At 55.3% G+C, this 26,554-nt stretch carries 3 protein-coding genes; all 3 read left to right on the top strand.

The window, feature by feature from the left end:
• The first annotated feature begins 17 nt into the window (after positions 1-17).
• The 3 genes from BM123_RS09800 to BM123_RS09790 all read left to right on the top strand — a co-directional run bounded on the left by BM123_RS09800 (position 18) and on the right by BM123_RS09790 (position 26,380).
• On the top strand, positions 18-6,698 hold the full coding sequence (locus tag BM123_RS09800) for a fibronectin type III domain-containing protein (RefSeq protein WP_090167786.1): 6,681 nt from the start codon (positions 18-20) through the stop codon (positions 6,696-6,698).
• Complete coding sequence (locus tag BM123_RS09795) at positions 6,685-8,847, top strand: fibronectin type III domain-containing protein (RefSeq protein ID WP_139211828.1); 2,163 nt, start codon at positions 6,685-6,687, stop codon at positions 8,845-8,847. Before BM123_RS09800 ends, BM123_RS09795 begins: the two co-directional genes overlap by 14 nt.
• 139 nt (positions 8,848-8,986) lie before the next feature.
• Positions 8,987-26,380: a SprB repeat-containing protein gene (locus tag BM123_RS09790; RefSeq protein ID WP_090167783.1), complete on the top strand. Its 17,394-nt coding sequence runs from the start codon at positions 8,987-8,989 to the stop codon at positions 26,378-26,380.
• The last annotated feature ends 174 nt before the right edge of the window (positions 26,381-26,554 follow it).

Raw genomic sequence — 26,554 nt, 5'->3', positions numbered from 1 at the left:
AACACAATACACCCGTTATGTCTTCCCTACGCCTTCTTTTCGGCACCTTCATTTTCCTGCTGAGCGTTAGCGTTTTCGGCCAATCTTTTCCGGTGACTGCTGTAGTGCAGTCGCTGCCTCCATTTTCCAACCAAATCAGTGAATGGGGCGATCCGCTCAATAGTTCACTGGGGGTTTCTCTACTACTCAACGACCGCAACGACGGTAACTACCAGGTAAGACTGGAACTGACCATCGAAGGTAACGGTGTTCGGCTGCAAACTAATAACAACTGGTTGCCGACCCCCATTAACCTCAATTACGGACAGGTAGTACAGCTCGGCGGCATTGAGCTGAGTGAGTACCTGAACCTGGATCATCTGAGTTTCACCGGCTACTCGCGCCAGGCCTACGTCCAGAACGGAGGCTTGCCCGATGGTTCCTACACCATATGTGTACGGGTTTTCGATTACAACCGGTCACAGGAGGAAGCAGCCTCGGACCGGGCGTGCACTTTCGTACAAGCCTCTTTACTTGACCCTCCGGTGGTACTGTCTCCTACCGGCCAGCAGCTACCGCTTAACCCGCAAAACCTTATCATTCAGTGGCAGGCACGGCATACAGCTTCTTTCATTACTGATTATCGCGTGGAAATATACCAGGTAGATCCTTCGGCCAACTTTACACCCGAGCAAATTTACAGCTTCCAGCAGCCCTGGGTTGAAACGCAGATTGACGGCCTGACGACTACAGTAATCGACGCCAGTTTCCCTCAGTTGGAAACCGGCTACCGCTACCTTCTCCGGGTGCAGGCCCGCGACCCGCTGGGCAACAACAACTTCCGCAATGCGGGCTACAGTGAGCCGGTCTTCTTCGATTATGGCAGCGACTGCCCAGCGCCACTAAACGTGTCCGCTGATGTAAGCAATACTGAAGCGGCCCGCATCAACTGGGATTACCAAGAGGGTATTGCTTCCAGCTACGTCATTCGTTACCGAAAAAAACAGGATGGTGCCAACTGGTACGAGGAAGCTTCCATCCGCAACCAGGTTTTTCTAAGGGAGCTACTAGAAGGAACAACCTATGAAGTACAGGTACAGTCGATCTGCAGCAACGTTGGCGGTGGTCTCTTCGGCCCGCTTTTCGAGTTTACCACGCCGGGCATTCCGGTCGACGATGCCGTTGACTGTAGCGCTCCCATCGAAAGTCTTACGCTACCAACCAACAAAATGCTGCTGCAGCAGGACCTGACTCGCGGCCAGGAAGTCACCGTTGGTGGTTTCAAGATGAAAATCCAAAGTGCTACCAAAACACAAAATGGGGGATGGAAAGGCCTGGGTCAAGTGCGGGTGCCGTGGCTATTCAAGACCTTCAATTGCCGGTTCCACAACCTCTTCATCAATTCCGACCGGGTAGTGTTCGACGGCAACGTGGTGGCCATCGACGAAGGGCTTTCCAGTCTCTCTGGCTTCATGACCGTAGGGGAAATTTTTGATGCTCAAGACAACAGTCTCCGTAACTTCTGCGGAGACACAAGCCCTCCAAGAGACACTCCCTCAGTCGTTGCCTATCAGAGCGATGACTTCTATGCTTCTGGCAACCCTGACTACAACAACCACTACATTCCATTCGACCCCACCAGTACCACGGGCACCGGTGGAGTGGTAGTAGACGATTCCCAGTTTTACAATGAGTACAATCCTAACAACTCCCGTGCCCGCTATACGCCCTCTGACTACAACAACCCCAACAACCCCTATACCGCGGAAAAACCATACGATGGCAGTAACATCTGGAACCCGTGGAATGCCTTCAACCCCTACAACTACCTTGATTATGACGACCCGGCCAACCCCTGGTCATCAAACTTCATTTGGACGGTGGATCGGATGTTCGACAAGCAGGGCGGCGTACCTGCTGCAGTAGACGAGTCGCTACTCTCCGGCGGAGTGAGTTGCCCGGTTAAGCTCGGCAATTCCCCGAATATGCTGGCGATCTACGGCATCAAGTTCACTCCCACCGGGGCTTTCCTCAATGCTTATTTTTCTGCTACTATCCCCTCGGTTAATCAGCATACGGCTTTCCAGGCCATCGGCGTCGGTTTCGGGCCATCAGGCTTGCAGGGAGAGACGAAATTGAAAATGCTTTCCGACCTTTCTTTCAGTTGGAATGATAAAATGAAGCTGACCATCAATGGTGGCAATGGCACTTACGTTCGCTTTGACTGTGAGGGCGTCAATCAGGTCGCTATCAACATGAAAGTAGAGGTGTGCCGCAACGTCGCGATACCCGTCGATCCTTATACCTACGAAAGGGACGCCAGCGGTTATGTCACTGGCACCTTCGCCGCCGTCGCCGATGGCTGGGGAGAATTTGCGGGGGACATCTCGATTACCCCGTTTGAACTCGACAGCTTGCCAGGCTGGGCATTTTCCGTACAGAATGCCGTTTTCGATTTTTCCACGACCAGCACGCCTTCATCAGTCCAGTTTCCTTCCGGTTATGTGTACGACGGGGTGACGGACAGCCCGGATCCGGCCCTACGCACAGGTCTGCAAAACCCGCAATGGAGAGGGTTCTATCTGGGTGGCGCCCGCATCCGCATCCCGAACAACCTGACGGGCAAAAAAGAAAATGAACCACCGGTAACCATCGGGGCCCAGCACCTGATCATCGACCAGACGGGCTTTTCGGGAACCGTTTTTGGCACCAACATCTTGTCGATTGATACTGGCCGCCTCGATTCCTGGGCCATCGGCATCGATACCGTAGCACTAGGCATCCAGCAGAACCAATTCAAAAAACTGGCCATTGCGGGCGAACTGATCGTGCCAGCCGTAGATGCCAATCTGACTTATAATTGCCACATCCAACCGGGCAGCCGATATGCTTTTAGCCTCGCTTTACGTGACTCTTCTCTGACAATGAACGCCTTCGTGGCGGAAGTCCGGCTTGACCCCAACACAAAAATTTCGCTGGAATACATAGCAGCGAAGGATACCTTCGCTGCTTCGGCAGAGCTGCATGGGAAAATTACCTTTAAACCAAGTTTGGGTGGCGGAAACAACGATCAGGGCGCGGACACTTCGGCGGGGTCCGCAGGTGCAGGGGGAGCCTTTGGAGGAGCAAGCGATGCCAGCGGTGCTGACTTCAACAACGTCTCTGAACCTCAAGATACTGTCAATAGCCTGAAGGTCCCTTACATCGCTTTTCAGAACTTCAAGTTATCTTCCCGGGCGCCCTATCTCGAAAATTTGGGGGAGTGGGCGATTGCGTCGAACGATAATTCTCAATCCAAGGTCGCCGGCTTCCCCCTTACCCTCAACCAGGTAGGTCTGTTCCAGAACGAGGCGCAGAACGAGGTCGCCTTCGGCATCGACCTTACCCTCAACCTGGTAAAAAGCGACGACCAGGGTTTCGGGGCCAACGGCCGCGCCTTCGTCATCTGTGATGTCAACGTAGACCCGGTCACCCGTAAACAGGAGTGGAAATTCAAACGAGTCCGGCTGGATAAGCTTTCGATCAACTATCAGGGGCCGGGCTTCGCCTTTGCCGGTTACCTCAGAAATTATGAGACCCACCCTGTTTATGGTACCGGCTTCCAGGGGGGCATTCAGGCGTCCTTCACACCCGGTATCCGGGTAGCTGTGGCGGCGATGTTCGGCACTAAGAAGAACCCGACGAAACAGGAAAATTACCGTTACTTCTTTGCCGACGCCCTGCTGGCGCTCGACCCGGGCATTACGCTGGGTACTTCGGGCATGGCACTCTACGGCTTCGGGGGTGGCGTGAGTTACCATATGAAGCGACAAGGCTTCGGGGACAACGGCCTCCCATATTCGGAAGCGGAAAGCATACCCGCTGACACACCGATTGCAAACGATACCCTCGCGGTTGTCGGTGGGGCATCCGACCTCGCCAACGCTTTCATTTCCGGTACGGACCCTTCCTCCAGCGTACCTGATTTCCTGGAATTACCCACTGAATTGGGGGAAACCCTTTCCGGGGTTAGTTACGTCCCCGACCAGAGCGTAGGCATCGGCATTAAAGCCATGGTGGCCATCGGTGCCGTACGCAGGGAAGTCTTCAACGGAGACATAACCTTTGAAATCATCTTTAATACGAACGGGAGCCTCAACTATATCGGCCTGATGGGCAATGCCAACATCATGACGCCGCCCCGGACGCCACTTAACCCCATACCCAAACCCGCCGTAGCCTTCTTCTTCGATATGGGCTATGACTTTATGAACAACTCTTTCTCCGCCTACCTGCGCTTGCAGGTGGCTGCACCGCCCGGCATCGCCTACATCCGGGGCGCCTACCCCAACAACGTGGCCGGAGAGGGCAATATCTATTTCAGTAAGGACGACTGGTACTTCTACCTCGGACGGCCCAACACCCCGATCAAACTTAGCTACGACGTCAGTAAACTGGCCAACCTCGCCCGTGCGGATGGTAACGGTGATGCTGAGTTACCCCCTGATAACAGTACGCCACTAACGGCTGCAGACACAGTAAGATCCAAGCCTTTGGGCTCCATCGACGTCATCGGCCTTATCCTCACGGCCTATATCGAAGCAGGTACCATTCTGGACCCCTTCCCCAGTCCACCACAGCGTGTGCTCGATATCCTTGGTGATGATTCGTTTGGCAACGCCGCCCGTCGCGACGATCCTGCTTTCGCCAACGCCGGAGGCCTCCTCTTCGGGGCGAGCCTCAAACTAAACATGCCGAAGCTTAACTTTCTGATCTTCTACGCAGAGTTGTACGGTGGAGTCGGCTTTGATATGATGCTGAAAGACTACGGCCTCAACGCCCGCTGCGCCAACGACCTCAACAACTCAGACCCCATCGGCTTCAATGGCTGGTACGCTACGGGGCAGCTTTACGGCTATCTGGATGGTAAAGTCGGCATCGACATTGCCATCGGAGCCTTGAAACTCAAGGTAAAAATCCTTGAAGTCGGGGCCGCCGCCCTGATCCAGGCCCGCCTCCCCAACCCCATGTGGGCAAAAGGAGCGGTCGCCGGCCGGTTCACTGTACTGAATGGCTTGATCAAAGGCAACTGCAAGTTCGACTTTGAAGTTGGGCAGGAATGTGAGGTCGTTCCTACCGGAGATCAAAGCATCCGTTTAGTTCAAAGCATCACCCCAAATGAAACGGCGGAAGAGAGCAGCGTTTTCGCCCGCCCCCAGGCCATCTTCAACTTCGAGATGAACAAAGGCACGGTACTACTCGACGAGACGGGCCAGTACATGGAGTTCAAGCCCAGCCTGAAATCCTTCCGGGTAACGGACTCCATTACCGGAGCTAACATCCCCGGTAGCCTGGAATGGAGCGAAGACAAGACAATTGCCGCCTTCATCCCCAGCGACATCCTACCTCCCCACCGGGTTTACAAAGTGAACATCCAATCGGAGTTGTACCAGCGCAGGTCTTCCGGCGAACCGTTCCGCTTGATTGACGAAGGCGGGAACATCCCACCTGAGCAGGAAGACTCGGCTTACTTCCGTACGGGTACCGCGCCAGATCACATTCCCGAAGAAAACGTTGCCTACGCCTACCCGATCAACTTACAGGCCAACTTCCTGGTGGAAGAGAGCGACCGGGGCTACGTAAAACTCATTCAGGGACAGGATTACCTCTTTGAAAACATTGACCCGACCGAGTGGAATCAGCAGATCCGTTTTCAGCAAGATGGCGCTGTAGTCAACGCTGCCAGTTATGCCTACGATGCGTTGAACAACCAACTCAACTTTGCCATCCCCGCCAATGAACTGGCCCGCTCGGTCGTCAGCTCATTCGAGATCGTCGATCTCCCGGTGGGCGAAGATGCCGACCTGACCTCCAACGTAGTCGCAGCGGATGCAGTCCTGCTCAGCCTCGATCAGGGGTCCCTACCTGACTCCGCCGACACCGAGATATTGCTAGCCACCCAGGAGGCCAACGGTGCGCTGACCAGCCGCAAAGAACGCATCGTCTATCACCTCGATTTCCGCACCAGTCACTACGACAATTTCGCCGACAAGATGGCCGAGCTCAAACGAGATTTCATCGTCATGCAAGACCGCGCCCTCACGGATTCGATCGACGCCAACCTAGATCCCATCCCTTACCTTAAGATAAAGGATTTTGTGGAAGTACTCTCCGGCCCGGAGGTTTTTGACCGCTATGAATTAAGCGGATTCCAGAGAGAGGGCAAAGATTACGCCCCCCTAATCCGTATCCGTGCCAACCCGAATGTTACCGCCAACGATTGGTTCAACAACCGCATCCGGCCCAACGTCTACGACAACTTCCCCTCTCCGGCGGGTGCGCCCTACAACTTCAACCTGAGCTGGCGGCAGGAAGAGCCCTACGGGATGCCTCCGGTGAAGGCAGTTTTCTTCCGGCAAAACAGCCTGTCGCCCTTGCCCTACCTGAGTAATGACAACATCTCTTCAGGAGCCTTCACCACTCGTAAACGCCCCGTCCTGTACCGATACCACCTGCCGTACCAAATCTACCGCGACTACGCCGACTACTGGAACCAGGCAGGCAACTACATAAGAACCCTAAATGGCACTGACCCCGACCCCGGTCTCGAAAGCTTCATGGAGTGGGATTTCATCTACCCGCCTGATGGGGACTACGAGATGATCATTGAGTACGTACTCCCGGGCCAGACCAGCCCTTCCTCCACTTACCAACATCTGATCCCAAATGAAATTGATTAACACCAACCACCACGCTATGGGCACCCTACGGCTTTCGGCCTTTCTGCTACTGTTTTGTTTCTCATTCCAGGCGAAACTGGTTGCCCAACAACAGGAGAACCAACTGGCGATGATTGCGCACTCGACTACCGACAGCATACTGCTTCGCTGGGCGCCGGGCAGCTTCCAGCTTTGGCAGCAAGTCAGGACCAAAGGCTTACAACTGAGCCGGCAGACGATGATGCGGGACGGAAAACTCCTTCCCCTGGCCGAGCGCCAGCAGACCACCGTCATAGCCCAAGACCTGCGGCCCGCACCGCTAGCAGCCTTCGAGACTGCCGGAGCGACGGATGACTTCGTGGCCATCGGTGGGCAGGCCATCTACGGAGAAAGCTTTTTGCCACAGACCGACGACGCCGACGAAGTATCCCTCGGAGCGCTCTTCAACGGTGCTACTGACCAGGAGAACCGCTTTAGTTTCGGGCTCTACGCCGCAGATCAATCCTGGCAAGCAGCGACACTGCTAGGCCTGGGCTATACCGACACCAACGTACGGGACAACGAAACCTACATTTATACCCTCCGGGGAGCCACGGGAGACCTCACTAATCTCGACACCAAGTACAGCGCCTTCGTCACCGTTAAAGCAGGGTCCAACGTACTAAAAACGAAGATCAGCAGCCTGGAGGCCGAGTTCGAAGACAAGGTTGGCGTCCTAAGCTGGGACGTGGAAGTCGCCCGGGATTTTTATACCAGCTACTTCATTGAACTTTCCGCCGATGGCGTTAGCTGGGAACGGGTCAATGAAGAACCCTTTGTCCCAGTCTTCAAAGAGAACCAACGGCCCATAGCCTTTTACCAGGTACCGCTGCCGGAGAACAACCGCCCTTATTTCATGCGGGTAATCGGCCGCACACCCTTCGCCCAGGATGCCCCCCCCAGCAATGTCGTGCAGGGCATGGGCAAAGACCCGCTGCCCGAAACGGCGCCTTCCATCGCCGGGGCCTTCCCGAACGAGGAAGGAGGCTTCGACATTAGCTGGACCTTCCCCAACGACATCCCCGTCAACAATTTCCGGGTTTTCAGGGCTGACAATGCAGTGGGGATATTCGAACCGCTAAGCGACTTACTCCCCGGCGATGCCCGCAACTTCCGCGATGAAGCACCTATGCGCGTCAACTACTACCAGATCGCCGTTTACGACCAGTACAACCGGGAACTGCGCTCTTTCGTCATTATGGCCCAGCCCAATGACACCACGCCGCCGGAAACGCCGGTCAACCTGCGGGGCATCATCACCGACGACGGCAAGGTGATCCTGAACTGGGACGCCAACACCGAGGAAGACCTCCTCGGCTACCGTATCTGGCTCGCTAACACGCCACAGGAAGAGTTCAAACTGGCCACCAGTACGCCCCTCGTTAACGACTACTATATCGGTGAAACGACCCTCAATACGCTGACGTCTTCCCTCTACGCTAAGATTACGGCCCTCGACATTCGTCACAACCCCTCGCCGTTTTCCGAATACATCGAGATCCTACGGCCTGACACCATCGCTCCGGCAGCCCCTTTGCTCAAAGAGGTGACCAGCACCACCGAGCACCTCGACCTCTACTTCGCCACCAGCCGTACGCCCGACATTGAGCAGCACGAGTTATTCCGCCGACCAGCGGGCGATACCGTCTGGCAGCTGATCAGGACGCTACCCTTTCCGGATGAAAAAGAAGCGGATCACTACCGCGATACCGACCTGGCGCCGGGCCTAACGCACGAATACCGCCTCGACGCCATAGACCGCTCGGGCCTCCGGGCCAGCTCGGATGTGCTGCAAGGAAAGGTCATCGACGATTTTATCCGTCAGCAGGTAAAGAAAGTGAAAGCTACCCCTGATCGCCGCGAGCACACCATCCTGCTGGATTGGACCTATGCTCCGGAAGACGACAAATTCCTTCACTTCGAGATCTTTCGCAATGTACCGGGAAAGAACCCCGACATCATTGCCCTGCACCAGCCGCCTACAGCGCCGAGTAGTGGGAAAAAAGCAGCCTACCAGTTTACCGACCCCGGCCCCCTGAAAATGGATACCGACTACGAATACCGGGTGCGGGCCGTGTACTCCGACGGCGGCTTGTCTCGCCTCAGCCCAGCCGTTTCCGTCAATTATTAGGGCGGGGCCGCAGGTGCAGTGAAAGGATTAAGAAGCAGTGGCAGCACTTTCCCTCCATCGCTCTTAAAATAGCTTTCTCCGCACCTGCGACCGCGCCACCCTCACTATTCTATCCCTCCCGTTTTTCAATATTCATCCGATGAAAGTCTTTTCCTTCCTGTTTTTCCTTTGTTGCCTTTTTCCAGTGATGCTTCAGGCCCAGGACCCCGTGATGACCTACGAGATGAAGCTGACACGGGTGTACTGCGGTATCCCCGTTAATCAGGACCCTTACGGCCCCGACCCCCGCTACCGCATCAACGCCCAGCTGCGCGGCCTTGGCACCAACATCAACAATAACGTTTTCGTGTCGTTGAACGACCTGCAAACTACGGGATGGATCGACATCGACGACCAGGTGGTTGTGAGTGGCACCCTCGTTCCCGGTTCACGTACCATTAACCTGTGTAATACGGGGATTGATGTAGTATTCGACGACCTGGATGCCTGGGAGGAAAACGTTGGGGAAAGCGATGGGCTGGAAGCTGGAGATGGTTTCCCTCTCCAGCTTAGCAGTTCTCCTGGTCCTGATGATGAGGATGGTTCGATACGCCCAACGGGCAGGCCGGAAGCAGGGTCCGGACCGGGCGTCACCAGAACCATTGTGGTTATGGGAAGTGATTACAGTGACCCCAATTCTCCTTTTGGCTTTGAGTTTACCGTCGTTTATACCTTGGAGAATGTATTGCAACGGGTTGAAATTGCGGGAAATGCCGCCGGAGAACCCGTTGCGGACCTTTGCGCAGGGGGCAATGTCTACCTCCAGGGCGTGCTGGCCGACAACTTTACCGGAGGCGTCATCCGCTACGAAAAGTCAGGGAATGCAGGGAATAACTGGGGAACGATCGGGGACCGTATGACTAGTACCCCCATCGAAGTGGAGTACACTGGTTTTCCGAACGATCGCTACCGGGCCCGTCTAGTTACGTGTCTGCGGGATGAGGAACCTAAGCAGGTGGACTTCAGCAACATCGACATATTTCCAAGTATAGAGCCTTCTGACATCACCTTTAGCACCGCCAGCACCTGCCAGGATGCAAGCAAAGGTCGCGTTACGGTAAACCCCATACCGGGGCTAAACTCAAACATTACCTATGCACTACAATTGAAACGGGTTAACACCTCCGGCATCGTCTTCGATAATCCGACCGTTGTCTCTCCTATCATGCCTTACACCTTTCAAGACGTTCCGGCTGGCAGTTACATAATTACTGCGTCTAGCAACGCCAGGAACGCAGAGGGAGACCTGATCGGCGATTGTGGCACGGACAGTGAGGTATTCAACATTGACCCCCAACCCGCTCCAGCGATCACGCAGCTGGTACCCACCAATGCCAGTTGTGAAACGCCGTCGGGTACGGTACGAGTCGGTGCTGCGACCAGTGATTTCACGGTGGAGCTTTATAGTACAGCCGATGAAGATACACCGGTAAGCGGCCCTGTGGCCCCGAACGCCGGGACGGAGCATGTTTTTACCGACGTAATACCAGGAAGCTATTTTGTCTCGTTGCGCCAAAACGGTAACGGCTGTGCTAGACGCTCAGAACTATTTTCTATTTCAGCACCAGTCAACCGTGCCAGTGGTAGCTGGACACCTGATGGCGACGCACTGACGGTGAACTGTATGGGAGAGACCATCCCTGTCGACTTTACGCCGGATAATGGCACGGGTACCAATGAGGTGACCCTGACCGCCCTCAACGTATTACTTGGCGGGGGAGACAGCCAGGTATTCCAAAGGGATGTTAGCGCGGGCTCATCAACTACGGCGAATCTCCGCCAGGGAGACTACGCCGTCAACTTTCGCCGGCTCGACAATACGGGTTGTGACCGGACCTATTTTTTCACGGTCGCTCCTGATTTAGCACCGATGGAGGTCATCCTGAATATGCTAGCCGGACCAACGGTGTGTGAACCCACCAGCGGAGAGGCCATAATCGACGTTTCCGGTGGAACCCCGGGCTACATGGCCGAAATTCAGGGAGCAGACCTTTTTTCTACCGAAGACCTTGGTAATGATACCATTCGCTACACTTTCACCGGTTTGACGGGCGGGAGTTATACTTTCCAGGTCACCGACGCCAATGGCTGTGTAGCCATCAGAACGCTGAACATCCCCAATCCGGCCATGGTCAACGTACAGGTCGACCTGGCTAATTCACGTCTGGCGGTAGACTGTTTTGGGGACACGGACGGCAGCATCCAGCTTACCGGTACGGGCGATGGCAACCTGACTTACCGCCTTACGGCCCAGGGCACCACCCCAGGAGACTTCGGGACACAAACCCTTTTTGAAAATCTGGCAGCGGGCACCTATCTGGCGGAAATAAAGGACGATGCCAACGTTGGTTGTATAGCCAGCCAATCGATCACTATTTCCGAGCCCGACCAGTTGGAAATACTGGACGTGAGCTACGTCACCCGTTACATATGCGATGAAGCAACAGTAGACTTCAGGATTAAGTTTAATCGGATGCCCGACCTGAGTTACGGCCAGGGAAGTTGTGAATTGGTTCTCCGCACCCAGGAAATGATGAATGCAGATGAAAGTCTATTCATTATCAATACCGATGGTGAAACTGGTCTTTTTGGAAGCCCCATAACCTTACTTACCGCTCCTGATGATCCGATACAGGAAATCCTGGTGAGTGGACAAATGCCCGGCAACTATCTTTTTGAGCTGGGCATACTGCATTATTCCCCTTTGCCCATACACATTGAGTGTACATCAGCGGCGGTTCCCTTTACCGCCCTACCGGAGGGCCCACTTTTCATTGAGATTATTGACAAGACAGATCCCAGCTGTTATGAAGCCTATGACGGGTCCATTACCCTGAAATACGGAGGAGGAGACCCCGAAGACATTTTCGACATTGACCTTTACATCTCAACGGGCCCTTCTGACAATTCGGGATTTATACCCGTTAGCCTACCTAGCTTCAGCTACACCTACTCCAAAGACAATACCATCACCATTGGGGGACTCCCCAGCATAAATGCCTATTTTGACCTTGCAAACATTCCAGAAGACCCAAGCACCTTCGCTTACTTCGCTCGTATTCAGCCCAGTTTGACCATCTCTGGTGCAAGCTGCATCGCACAATCGCACGAAGTGGGTGGCCCGCCGGAAGAACTGGTTCGACTCGTCAGCCCCGATCAGATGTCGTTTACTGCTGGCTTTACCAAAGGATTAGAGTGCGACGGCTCCGGGGCTACGTTCAGCATCAGTAACCCAACGGGGGGAACCCCGCCTTACGAGTTCAGCCTAGTGGCTGGGGTAGGCTCTGCAACGACCATTTATGATTTTTCGCCGCAGACCACTTTTGATATTAGCGGAGAGGGCTTCGTAGCGGTGATCATGCGAGATGCCCGGAATTGTGTTTACGAAGACCGAACCGTCAGTTATTTTCCATGGTACGAACCGACCCAGGAATATGGCGTGAGATTTACTCCTACGCCGATAAGGGATGGAGAGTGCCCCCCCGAACTAGATGAGTTTTTAACGGGCATTATGCGGGTCAACGGTGGGCTGGGGCTCACGACCTATACTTTCAGTACCGATGGTGTAGCCGCCCCGGCAGCCATTACGACGGCGGACTCCGTTATTTTTCTATCGGGCATGCTACCGGGTACGGTAACCGTTTTCATTGATAATCCGGCTACCGGACAACGCTGCCAGACAGCCACTTTTGAAAACCCGGCACCGCCGCTGCCGCTCAGCTTAGAGGTGGAAAGTATTCAGGGAGAGAGTTGCCCCGGCGCCCGTGACGCTCAGGTCAGGGTTCGAGCTACTGGCGGGGTAGAACCCTTAACTTTTGTCTACCTGGGGGAAAGCCAGGTTCCAATCGGCAGCCCAGCGGTACTTGACATTACGAACGCGGCCTCCGGGGATATCCAGGTTGGTGTTTACGACGCCAATAACTGTGAAATTTCGCAGGTGATTGATATACCTATCTCCCCCGGTGCTATTTCAGTAGGCGTCAGAACGGAAGACGAAACCCCTTGCCCCGGTACCGGCAACGGCGTACTCATCGTCGACCTTTTTGGCGGCGTAGGCCCTTACCAATTCGACTGGCTCGACGATGGCGAACCTTCGTTCAGTGTAGTACAGGATGGGCTCGTTGAACGCAGAGACTTGACCCGCCAGCGGTACGACTACCGGATCGAGTCGACCAATGGCTGCATCGTGGAAAGTTACGCCTGGGTTGGCGGTCGGGATCCCCTCCAGGCGGAGATCGTGGATGTGGTGCAACCGGGTTGCTCCCCCACCGGGAGCTTCCGGATCAACATTACGCAAAACAGTTACCCCCTTTCCTCAAACATCATGGCATCTATCAACGGTGGCCCACGGCAGAGCGAATTGTTTTTTGATGAACTGCCAGCCGGAAACTACATCGTACGGGTATTTGATGATGCTAACTGCTTACAGGACGGCCTGCTCAGCGTAGACCTGATAAGCCAGAACAATGATCTTACCATCAGCGCCACGCCCACCGACGCCACCTGTAACGGGGAGAATGACGGCCAAATAGTAGCACAGGCCGGCGGCGGCACCCCTCCCTACCAGTATTCCCTGGACGGTGCGCCCCCCGTCTCTGACGGCACATTTACCGGCCTAACGGCAAGTACCTACACCATTGTGGTTACTGATGCGGCGGGCTGTTCGGCCACCAGCGAACCAATCGTCATCAGCGATCCGGATCCGGTAGCCGGAGAATGGGTTTCCATCACCAACAGCTGTGTTGGGGGCAACAACGGCTCCGTTACCCTTGCCGGCACCAGCGGCCGCGCCCCCTTCTCTTACCGAATGGAAGGAGACGTCTACAGTCCCGATCCTGTTTTCACCGATCTTGCGCCGGGTGCTTACCAGTTTCAGGTACGGGACGCCGACGGCTGCGAGAGTGCCTTGATTGGCGCGCCCGTAGGCCAGCTTCCGCTCTTTAGCCTGGAGCAAGGTGCTATCGTTGCCGCTACTTGTAATACTGCCGACGGCAGCTCCACGGTGAACGTTGTGGGCGGCAACGACGGCTACTCCTTTGCCTGGCCAGACGGACAGACGGGCCCTACCGCTACTAATCTGCTGGCTGGTTCTTACGACGTCATTGTGACCAGTGCAGCTGGCTGTTCTCAGACCTTTACGGCAACTGTCAATTCGAGTGCGGGCCCGTCATTGTCGCTATTCATTGGCACTGATGCCTGCGAAAGTGGTAACGGCAGCGTCACCGTCAGCGTAAGTAGCGGGACCCCACCCTACACCTACGCCTGGAGCGATGACCTAAACCGGAGCCAGGCATCCGCTACGGGCCTTCCCGGCGGCGACTATACCATCACGGTTACCGACATCGTGGGATGCAGTTCCCAGGCAACCGCCACGGTGACTACTACGCCGGGTATCAGTCTTAGCCTGGTGAGTAGCACGCCGAATAGCTGCGGACTTGCTAATGGCACGGCCACCCTGGCCAGCACGGGAGGCATTGACCCGGTAGCTTATAGCTGGTCGCACGACCTAACGGCAGACGGACCTACCGTTAGCAATCTTCCGAACACAGTCGACGTGATCGTCACGGCAACCAGCAGTAACGGCTGTACGGACCAGCTGACCATTCCAGCCACTAATTCTATTGGCCTCCAGGGGTTGACCGATATAGTGGAAGCTACTTCCTGTGGGCAGGACGACGGCCAAATCACCCTTACTCCCGTAGGAGGAACCCCGCCCTACAACTACACCTGGAGCCATACTGATGCCCTAACGACCAACCAGGCCATTAATCTGGCCGAAGGCACCTACGCGGTGACTGTATCGGACGCCAATGGATGTAGCCTGGAACGTGATTTTACCATCATTTCCTCCAGCCCGATCGTACTGGGCACCAACAACGTGACACCTTCCGACTGCGGAATGAGCAATGGCTCCATAAATGTGGGCGTGTCAGGCAATACCAACAGCGTGACCTACGCCTGGAGTCATGATGCGGGCATTACTGGCCAATTTGCCTCCGGACTGGCGGCGGGTGATTACTCCATCACCGTTACGGAAGACGGTACTGGTTGTACCGCAAGCATCGACGTTAACGTTACCGGTAGCCCGAACGGTGCGATGATGACGATAACCTCCCTTACCAATACAAGCTGCGGGCTAGACAACGGTGCGCTGGAAGTAGTACCCGCTTTCGGCACCCCTCCCTTTGAATACCGGTGGAGCCATACCAATACCTTAAGCATCGGAACGGTGAGCAATTTGGCTGCCGGGACCTACGGCGTTACTTCTACCGATACGGAGGGCTGTACGTCGGTGGGCAGCTTTACCATCGCCCCCAGCAACGCCGCTCAGATCTTCTTACAGAGTAGCACCCCATCGGCTTGCGGCCAGGCCAATGGCAGCCTGACCGTTACCCCGGGCTTTGTACCAGATCCAACTTTCAGCTGGAGTCACAACTCGAACCTCGATGGTCCTCTGGCGGAGAACCTTTCCGGTGGCGATTATACCGTGACGGTTACGGGTAGTAATGGTTGTAGCGTGGAAGCCACGTATAATGTCGCCAATACGGGCTTTAACGAGCTTGAGGCAACGGGTGCCAACGTTGGCTGTGAGGAAGGTAGTGGTACCGCGAGCGTAACCGTGCTAAACGGCACACCTCCCTTTACCTACGACTGGGAGCACGCCCCCGGCGACAATATATCCGGGTTCATCGGTTTGAACTCCGGAACTTATAACGTAACCGTCACGGATGCAACGGGATGTAGTGGCCAGACATCTGTAGTCGTTCCGCCGCCAGCTCCCCCGGGGCTGACGGTGCTTTCCAGCACTGTGAGTTGTAACGGGCTCGATGATGGCTCCGTTACCTTAGCCGGCACCAGCGGCCTCGCCCCCTTTATGTATCGTATCGCTGGCGGCACCTACGACTCTTCGCCAACATTCAGCGGTCTTGCCCCCGGGGACTACCAGTTCCAAATGCAAGCGGCCAACGGCTGTGAAAGTGAAATTCTGGACGTAACTATCGATGCTACCGTAGCGATCAATGTTCTAAGTGCGGATGATGATACTTGCGACAGTGGTTTTGGCGGCATTACCGTCCAGGCAGTGGGCGGCACCCCACCCTACAGCTATGCCTGGAGTGACGATCCTGAGCGTACCGTAAGTTTCGCGAGTTCACTTTCCGCAGGTACCTACACCATTACGGCTACCGATGTAACAGGTTGTAGCAGACAACAGACTGTTGAGCTTAGTTCAATCCCCGGCATTACCGTAAGCCTGGAGAGCAGCACCCCAACGGCCTGCGGCCAAAATAGCGGGACAGCCGCCGTAACGACCACCGGCGGCATCGAACCCATTCTCTACGCCTGGTCGCATGACCCGATGGCCAACGGCCCTACAGTGAATAATCTTCCGGGCAGTCTCAGTACGGTTACGGTCACCAGCGCAAACGGCTGTACCGACGAATTGACCATTTCCATTAACAGCAACGGCGGCATAGGCCTGATCAATGGTTCTGCCCAGGCAACTACCTGTGGGCTCGACAACGGTCAAATTACCGCCGAGCCCGTAGGCGGCACGGCTCCCTTCACCTACGCCTGGAGTCACTCCAACACTCTCACCACGAGCCCGGCGACCAATCTTGCCCCCGGCGACTACACCGTCACGATCACTGATGATAACGGGTGTAGTATTGATCGGACGTATAATATCGCTCCCAGCACAAATCCGCTGTCCGTACAAATCGTCAGACAGGAGCCTTCGGATTGTGCAACGCCCAATGGCAATATTACTCTCGAAACGACCGGCAACGTCAATGGCATACGCTACAACTGGAGTCATGATCCCGGTCTCGTTGGAAACTTTGCCTCCGGTTTGGCTGCGGGAGATTACTCCGTAACCGTAACGGAAAACGGTCCGCGCTGCTCGGTCGTGCTAAACTACAACATTGAAGGCTCGCCCGGCGGCGCTTTCCTTACTGACCTCAGCCGTACACATACCAGCTGTGGACTCGACAACGGCAGCCTCACCGTAGAACCTACTTCCGGCAACGCCCCCTTCACGTATCGGTGGAGCCATACCAACACTCTGGTTACCGGCACGGCTACAAACCTGGCCGCCGGAACCTACTCCGTTACCGCTACCGATGCGGACGGCTGTACCTCCGAAAGATCTTTCAACATTAACGGAAGCCCCCTGCCCGATCTGTTTGAAGTCTCTGGAAGCCTTCCCGCAGATTGCGGACAATCAAATGGGCAACTTAACGTCATCGGTACTGGCCTTGGCTTACTCACTACCTATGCCTGGAGCCATGACCCTGAACTCACTGGTCCGATAGCCGAGAACCTTGCCGGAGGCCAGTATCAAGTAACCGCAACCGATGGCGTCTGTACGGTAACGGAAACCTTCACGGTAGAAAACGTAGGATCCATTACGGTAACCGACACCAGAACCCACTCACTTTGTGTTGATGGTAATGGAAGTATAAGCCTGACCGTTTCTAATGGCACCCCACCTTTCAGGTATGACTGGGAACATGCTCCTGGCGAAAACGTACCCGGTTTTACCGATCTTAACGCCGGATTTTATCGAGCAACGGTTACTGATGCTACCGGCTGTACGGGACAGTGGTCCGGTCGTATAAACGTCGACGAACCCCCAACCCTGAACCTATTCACCCAAGTGCATACCCGTTGCGGGAACGGCAGTGGCTTCCTCTACGTAAATGCCTCCGGAGGTTTGCGCCCGTATGTATTCGACTGGGCAGAAATAGCCGATCAGACCAGTGGTCAGACCAATGGCTTCGATGGCATTAGCGGTCCGGCGGGCGATTACCACCTGACGGTAACCGATGCCAATGGCTGTACCGTTAGCGGAACCTATACCATCAATGGTAGCGCCCCGGTAGCCGTCAGCGTTACCAACCAGGTGAACCCTACCGGAGGGGCGAATAATGGTTCAATCACCATCTCCACGACTGGTTTCGTGCCTCCACTTACTTATTTTTGGAGCCATGACGATAACCTGCAAGGACCAATAGCAGCTAACCTGTCTGCCGGCACTTATACCGTCGGCGTTCAGGACGCCAACCTATGCTACGACGAAGTAACCGTAGTGCTCAACTCCGGGCTCATCGCCGAACTCATCAATGTCAACAATCCGGTGTGTACCAACAACACCGGCACGGCGGAGGTGAACGTACTGACCGGTACTGCGCCCTACAGCTACGCCTGGTCCCACGCGCCGGGTGAGGATGTCCCCTCATTCGAAAATCTCTCCGAAGGAAGTTATAGTGTGCAGGTCTCAGACGCTACCGGTGCTACTTTCAACCTCAGTTTCGAGCTTGAATTTGAGGGTGGGTTCTCTGAGTTTTTCTCCTACTCCCGCCCCGCCTCCTGCGGGCTGGACAATGGCACCCTGGAGCTCTTACCCGCGGACGGACAATTTCCATACACTTACAATTGGGCCGATTTCCTGGACGTAACGAATGGAGAACTGACCGACCTGGCTATCGGCGATTACGCCGTGACGGTCACCGACGGACAGGGCTGTTCGCTTAGCAGAGTCTTCACCGTTGAGCCTGCTCCCGAACCAGAGATCATCCTCGACTACATATTCCAGCCTACTGATGGCATGGCCAACGGTGAGATCGGTGTAGTAGTCTCCGGATTTACCGAACCGATCACTTATAGCTGGAGCCACGATCCCAGTATCAATTCTCCGTTCCTGGAAGGTGTTCCGGCGGGGACCTATACGCTTACCGTTTCCGATGAACCAGGCTGTTCAGAGATGATCACTATCCAGTTGGGCGTACCCATTATTAGTGCCCGGGTCATCAATCTTCGGGACGCAGGCTGTTCAAACGACGATGGGGAAGCCACCATTCTGGTCAACGTCGGTGAATTCCCTTACACTTATGAGTGGTCACACGCTCCAGGTGAAAATGTTAACAGTTTCGACAATCTCGCCGGTGGCAACTACATGGTTACAGTGAGCGATGACGCAGGTGCAATGACGGTTGTGAGTTTCTCTATCGTCTCCCGCTCAGGCCCCACGGCAATCGTTGCAACGGCCAACGAAGGAACCACCTGTGGAGAGAGCAATGCAGTATTAACCGTTGCCCCCGTCGGTGGTAATCCACCCTTTGAGTATGATTGGGTTGATTTCCCCGAGGTAAATGACCCGACCCTGACTGAACTCGCTCCGGGCGACTATACCCTGACGATAATCGACATTCAAAATTGTTCCTTCACTGAGACCTTCACCGTTGCAGGTAGCGCCGCACCCACCGTTAATCTCGACGAGCAGGTCAACCCCACCGGAGGGTTGGCTAACGGCTCCATCAGCATCACGACCTCTGGTTTCACGGATCCGCTTACTTACCAGTGGAGTCATGACGATACCGTTGATGCCCCTTTGGCGGATGACCTGACCGCAGGCAGTTACACCGTTTCCGTTTCCGATGTTAACAACTGTGCCGTTGAACTCACGGTAGTGCTTACCGAAGGCCTGACCGCAGAAATCATTAACCTCAGAAACTCAGTATGTACTGATGATAATGGTGCCGCGGAGGTAAATGTGCTCTCGGGTACAGCCCCCTTCTTCTACGCCTGGTCCCACGCACCAGGCGTTAATGAAGCCTCCTTCGACAACCTTGCTCGCGGCAATTATACAGTCACGGTGACTGATGTTAACGGTGCCACTTTCGGGATCGACTTCTTCGTAGGTCTGGAACTCGGCCCGTCTGCCATAAATTCTGTTAGCAACGAGGGAACCACCTGTGGCGAGAACAACGGCAGTCTAAGCATTTCCCCGGTCGGTGGCACCGCGCCCTACACCTTCGACTGGGCCCATGATGATGAGCTAGACACCGGCATAGCGACCAACCTCGCTGCCGGAGACTACGAGGTCACCATCACCGACGCTAACGATTGCTCCGTAGTCGATGTATTTACCATTGAAGCGAGTGATCTGCCGGTGCTGACGATCAGCAGCCAAACCAATCCAAGTTGCGGAGAAGACAACGGACAGGTTACCGTCCTCGCTGAAGGACTCACCGCTCCCCTGACCTACGTCTGGAGCCATGACGACACCCTCGACGGCCCGACGGCCACTGGCCTCGTTCCTGATGATTACACCATCGACATTACTGACGCAAATGGGTGTACCGCCAGCATTATGCTTACCCTGACCGGACAGGACGCTCTTGCCACCAGTCTCAGCGAACGCAGTGATGCCATCTGTGACAACGGAACGGGCAGCGCCACGATCTCTGTCACCAGCGGAACGGAACCCTTCACCTTCGAGTGGTCGCACGCCCCGGGCGAAGATGTGGCCAGTTTCGACAATCTTGAAGCCGACGACTACAGCGTCACCATTACCGATGCCAACGGCTGTACGGACGTGCAGACCTTCAGCATCGACTTCATCGCCGGCCCGGCCGGCGTGACTCTCATCAGCCAGCAGGCAACGACCTGTGGAGAAGATAATGGCAGCCTGGAAGTCGCACCGGAAGGAGGCACGGCCCCTTACACCTTCGCCTGGAGTCACGACAACGAGTTGGAAGACGGCGTCGCGACCAACCTCGCTGCCGGAGACTACGAGGTCACCATCACCGACGCTAACGATTGCTCCGTAGCTGATGTATTTACCATTGACGGCAGCGCCACACCGACGCTCAGCATCGGCAGCCAAACCAATCCGAGTTGCGGAGAAGACAACGGACAAATTACCGTCCTCGCTGAAGGACTCACCGCTCCCCTGACCTACGTCTGGAGCCATGACGACACCCTCGACGGTCCGACGGCCACTGGCCTCGCTCCTGATGATTATACCATCGACATTACTGACGCAAATGGGTGTACCGCCAGCATCATGCTTACCCTGACCGGGCAGGACGCACTCACCACCAGTCTTACGGGATTAAGTGATGCTATCTGTGAAGAAGATTCTGGCAGCGCCACGATCTCTGTCACCAGCGGAACGGAACCCTTCACCTTCGAGTGGTCGCACGCCCCGGGCGAAGATGTGGCCAGTTTCGACAATCTTGAAGCCGACGACTACAGCGTCACCATTACCGATGCCAACGGCTGTACAGACGTGCAGACCTTCAGCATCGACTTCATCGCCGGCCCGGCCGGCGTGACCCTCATCAGCCAGCAGGCAACGACCTGTGGAGAAGATAATGGCAGCCTGGAAGTCGCACCGGAAGGAGGCACGGGCCCTTACACCTTCGCCTGGAGTCATGACAACGAGTTGGAAGACGGCGTCGCGACCAACCTCGCTGCCGGAGACTACGAGGTCACCATCACCGACGCTAACGATTGCTCCGTAGCGGATGTATTTACCATTGACGGCAGCGCCACACCGACGCTCAGCATCGGCAGCCAAACCAATCCAAGTTGCGGAGAAGACAACGGACAAATTACCGTCCTCGCTGAAGGACTCACCGCTCCCCTGACTTACGTCTGGAGCCATGACGACACCCTCGACGGCCCGACGGCCACTGGCCTCGCTCCTGATGATTACACCATCGACATTACTGACGCAAATGAGTGTACCGCCAGCATTATGCTTACCCTGACCGGGCAGGACGCACTTACCACCAGTCTTACGGGATTAAGTGATGCTATCTGTGAAGAAGATTCTGGCAGCGCCACGATCTCTGTCACCAGCGGAACGGAACCCTTCACCTTTGAGTGGTCGCACGCCCCCGAAGAAAACGTGGACAATTTCCAGAACCTTACGGCCGGAGACTACGGCGTAACGATTACGGATGCCAATGGCTGTTTTGAGATTCAGGTCTTTCAGATTGAATTTATCAATGGTCCGGCAGGAGTAAATGTTATCAATCAGCGATCTACTATCTGTGGTGAAAATAACGGTACGCTTGAAGTAGCACCTGATGGGGGTAGTGCTCCCTATGTTTTCAAATGGTCTCATGACGATGATCTGGACACGGGCCTCGCGATCGGGCTGGCTGCAGGCCAGTACGAAGTGACCATCACGGATGTGAATGGTTGCCCGGTGGCTGACGTTTACACCATCGATGAGAGCGAAAGCCCGGAAATAATCGTAGAGGAAGTCATTGATGCCAACTGCGGAGAAAACAATGGATCAATATTGGTCTCCGTAAGCGGATTAGTGCCCCCTCTAGCTTATGAGTGGAGTCATGATTTGGAACTAGATAGTCCGCTGGCGGAAGATCTCGGCAGCGGCAACTACAGTGTTACTATTACGGGTGACGGCGGTTGCCGGGCGGAGACAACGGCCTCAGTGAGCAGCCAGGACGGTCCGACCATCAGCATAAGCAGCATTTCAATGGATACCTGTAATGCAGAGACGGGAGTAATTCTGATTTCTTACGACGGTGGCGGAACTGCTCCGTTCGCCTACAGCTGGAGCCACGATACTGAACTGGACGCAAACACGGCCAGCGGCCTGTCGGCCGGCACCTATGGCATCACCCTTACCGATGCAACGGGCTGCGTTGCCGCCTTGACCGCAAGCGTAGAAACGGAGGTAACCGCACTGCTCCCTGAATTCACCCTTGCACCTGCGACTTGCGCCCAAAATGACGGGCAGGCAATGGTAGAACCACAGGGTGGGCGCGGGCCTTACTTCTTCTTCTGGAGCCATGATGCGGCGCTATCCGGTCCGGAAGCCACCAACGTTCCTGAAGGCAACCACAGCGTTACCATCATCGATCAGAACGGCTGTACGGAAACGGCAGACTTCCAGATCAGCGGATTAACCGGGCCGGAAAACGTCGAACTCATCGCTAATACGCCGACCAGCTGTGGAGAGAACAATGGTGCGCTGGAAGTTTCGGCTTCAGGCGGAACGGCTCCCTTCACCTTTAGATGGTCCCATGACCCAGAACTGGAAGGCGCTATTGCCTCTGGCCTGGCGGGGGGAACCTATACCGTCATTCTTACCGATGCCAACAATTGCACCGTCAGCGCTGACTTTGCGGTAGCCGGCAGCGAGACACCGCTGGTCAGTATGGACCAAACGACCGAACCTAGTTGTGGGAATGAGAACGGCAGCATTACCGTTAGTGCTACGGGGCTAACCCCTCCATTCAGCTACCGATGGAGCCATAACGAAACGCTCAATGCACCAATGGCCGCTGGTCTGGCAGCCGGCGATTATTCCGTCACCATCACCGGAGCCAACGGCTGCTCCGCAGAAATCAGCACTTCCCTCGAAGACAGTGAAGGGGTTTCTGCTGAAGTGAGCAACCTGGTCGACACCCGCTGCCAAGACGGCAACGGACAGGCCACCATCTCCGTCCTCACTGGAAACGCGCCTTTCACCTACCAGTGGAGTCATGCCGCCGGCGAGAATGTTGACCGCTTTAGTGAGCTCGCATCGGGAGACTACTCCGTCACCGTCACGGATGCCAACAACTGCATCACCGTTGTAACGTTCTCCATCGGCCTTGAGGCTGGTCCTTCGGCCCTGAACCTCCTTAGTCTGGAAAACAGCCGTTGTGGAGAAGACAATGGCAGTATCAGCATTGAGGTAGAAGGCGGGCTGGCTCCTTACCGTTATGCCTGGAATCACGATGCCGGTCTTGACCAAAGCCAGGCCTCCGGCCTGGCAGCGGGTACCTACAACCTCATCGTTACCGATGCCAATGGTTGTATGATCACTGGTGACTTTACCGTCGAAGGCAGTGAAACCCCGATGGCCACTATAGCTGCATTGATCGAACCGACCTGTAATGAAAACAACGGCAGCATTAGCCTGAGTACTACTGGTCTGGCATCCCCGCTCTCCTTCACCTGGAGTCATAATGATGGTCTGGAGACCTCCATCGCTGAAGATCTGGCTGCGGGAGACTACTCCGTCACCATCACCGGCGCCAATGGCTGTTCCGCAGAAATCAGCACTTCGCTTGAAGCCATTGATGGGCTGACCGCAGAAGTAGCCGGTCTGGTCAACGCCCGATGTGAAGACGGCAACGGAACAGCGGCTATTTCAGTCCTTACCGGAAGGGCGCCTTTCACCTATGAGTGGAGCCACGCTCCGGGCATAAACGCCGACAGCTTTAGCGACCTCGCCTCTGGAGAGTATACTGTAACGATCACCGATGCTAACAACTGTTCGACCGGCGTTACGTTCACCATCGGCCTGGAGGAAGGGCCTTCAGCCCTGAACGTTTTGAGCCTCGAGAACACCAGCTGTGGAGAAAACAATGGTAGCATCAGCATCAGTCCCGAGGGAGGTTCGGCCCCCTTCACCTTTGAATGGGAAGACTTCCCTGGTCTAAACAGCGCACAGCTCAGCGACTTGCCCGCTGGCGATTACGCCCTAAACGTTCTGGATGCGAACAACTGTGTCGTTGCACAAACGTTCACCATCGCCGGGAGTGAGGCACCGACAGTGAGCCTTTTTGCCCAAAGCCCGAGTGCTTGTGGTGAAGCCACCGGAGCTGCGACGGTTAGTGTCAGTGGATTTTCGGAAGGCTTCACTTACAGCTGGAGCCACGACGGCGAACTGAACAGTGAGACCGCTGAAGGCCTGAGTAGCGGACTTTATACCGTCACGGTAAGTGACGCCACCTGCTCTGCCGCCCTATCCATCTCGATTGAGTCCTCAGACGGGCCAGAAAGCATCACCGCAACGGAGCTGATTGCCAGCAGTTGTGGGGAAAGCAATGGTGCCATCACCCTCTCCGTTGAAGGAGGTGCCCCCCCTTATGATTTCGACTGGAGCCACGACGAAGACCTGAACAGTAACCAGGCAGAAGACCTTTCCAGTGGTATCTATCAGGTAGTAGTAACGGATGCTAATGGCTGTTCCCTAAGCCGGACCTTCAACGTAGGCGAAAGTAACGCTCTTACCATTTCAGAAGCCGCTGTTATGGGTGCAAACTGCGAGGCAACCGATGGCTCCATTAGCCTGACAGTAATCAATGCCAACGGTGAATTGACCTACGACTGGAGCCACGATGAGGATTTGAATGCAGCCTCTGCCACTGGCCTTACCGCAGGCAACTACGGAGTTACCATAACGGACGCCGCGGGCTGTTCGGTAGAAGATATGATCATGGTTAACACCGTGGATAACCCCGCCACCTTCGTCATCGCCGCCACGCCTTCCAATTGTACGGATGGGCAAGGAGGAATCACCGTTACCATCTCCGATGGACGCGGCCCATACACCTTTAACTGGTCTCATGATACTTCCCTGAATACAGCCACCGCCAGCAACCTGTCCGCTGACACCTACAGTGTTCTGGTAACGGATGCAGTGGGTTGTTCGGTGAGGTTAGAGGCGACGGTAGACCTCATCCTGCCCCCTGGCCTGGAAGCAGCATTGACGAACCCGACCTGCGCGGGCGCCGCCAATGGTGGGATTGTGCTTACCCCACTTGGCGGTACATCTCCTTTCTCCTACCTGTGGAGTAATGGTGCAAATACCTCCGCTCTGACGAGTCTTATCGCTGGCGATTATCAGGTCACGATCACTGACGCGAATGGTTGCACAGCTACCTTAGACATCCCGCTTGAGGATGGCCCTGCCATTGCCATTAGTGTGGTGGACTCTATAGCACCGAGCTGTGGCAGTCTGACCGATGGTCGACTTGAAATCGCCGTGAGTGGCGGAATGGAGCCCTTAACCATCAACTGGTCTGACGGACAGACAGGAGTAGCAGCCCTTGACTTAGCCGGAGGGCAAACCTATACAGTTACCGTATCAAGTACGGAAGGCTGTACTACAGAAGCTACATTCTTCTTACCGGAAGCCGATGCTGTTGTGTTGCCCTTCCCGGCGGACACCTCGCTTTGCCGGGATGACATTTGGGCTTTAGACCTAACGGAATACAGTAACACCTCCGTGACTTCTGCCGGCGGATTCAGTAGCAGCGATCCTGTAGTACTCCTTGATGAAGCAGGTACTTACACCGTTACGGCAACAAACGCAAGCGGTTGTATGACCAGCACAGAAGTAACCGTCAACGTGACGGGCGAAAGCTTTGTGGCGGGCTTTGTCCTTCCATCGGATGTCGTGGTTGGAGATTCCGTCGTCGTACTCGAAACCAGCTGGCCGGCCCCCGACAATCTGGAGTGGATCTTCGATCAGGCAGGAGTAACCCAGGTGGATCAACGACAAAACCAGTACTGGTTCATCTTTGATGAGGCCGGAGAATACAGCCTGAGTCTGCTGGCAGGTTTTGGCGGTTGTGACGACCTGCTCACGAAGAATATCACGGTTCATCCTGACAGTACCTCGATCCCATCAACGGGTCTTTTCCGTACGGGAATTTCTGACGTAGGCATCAGCCCGAACCCCAACAATAGCAACTTCATCGCCACGGTTGAACTCACCAATACTGACCGGATATTTATGAATCTTTATGAAATGGACGGCACCCCGGTTGACCGGCAGGAAGATCAGGGCGGCACGGATTATACCTTCAATTACAATCTCAATCTGGAAGCCGGCTCTTACCTGCTGCTGGTGCAAACGCCTACGGCACGAAGAACGGTGGTGATTGTGGTTTTCTAACAGTAACAACAAGTGGAGGCGATCGAATTGATCATTTTGGGTCAGGTAATCAAGCGAAGCGGGATTCCTGCCCCAAAATGTCCGTCCGGACGCTGAACGAATCGCTCTCAATGTTTTTTCTTCCCTCTCTCCAACATCTCTCGTTCAGGGCTCGACGGGGAGGGACCAGGGAAA

The sequence above is a fragment of the Neolewinella agarilytica genome (assembly GCF_900110645.1).
GTDB classification, from domain to species: domain Bacteria; phylum Bacteroidota; class Bacteroidia; order Chitinophagales; family Saprospiraceae; genus Neolewinella; species Neolewinella agarilytica.
Note: the sequence above shows the minus strand (reverse complement) of the source record. Positions and strands in the feature narration are given on the sequence as shown.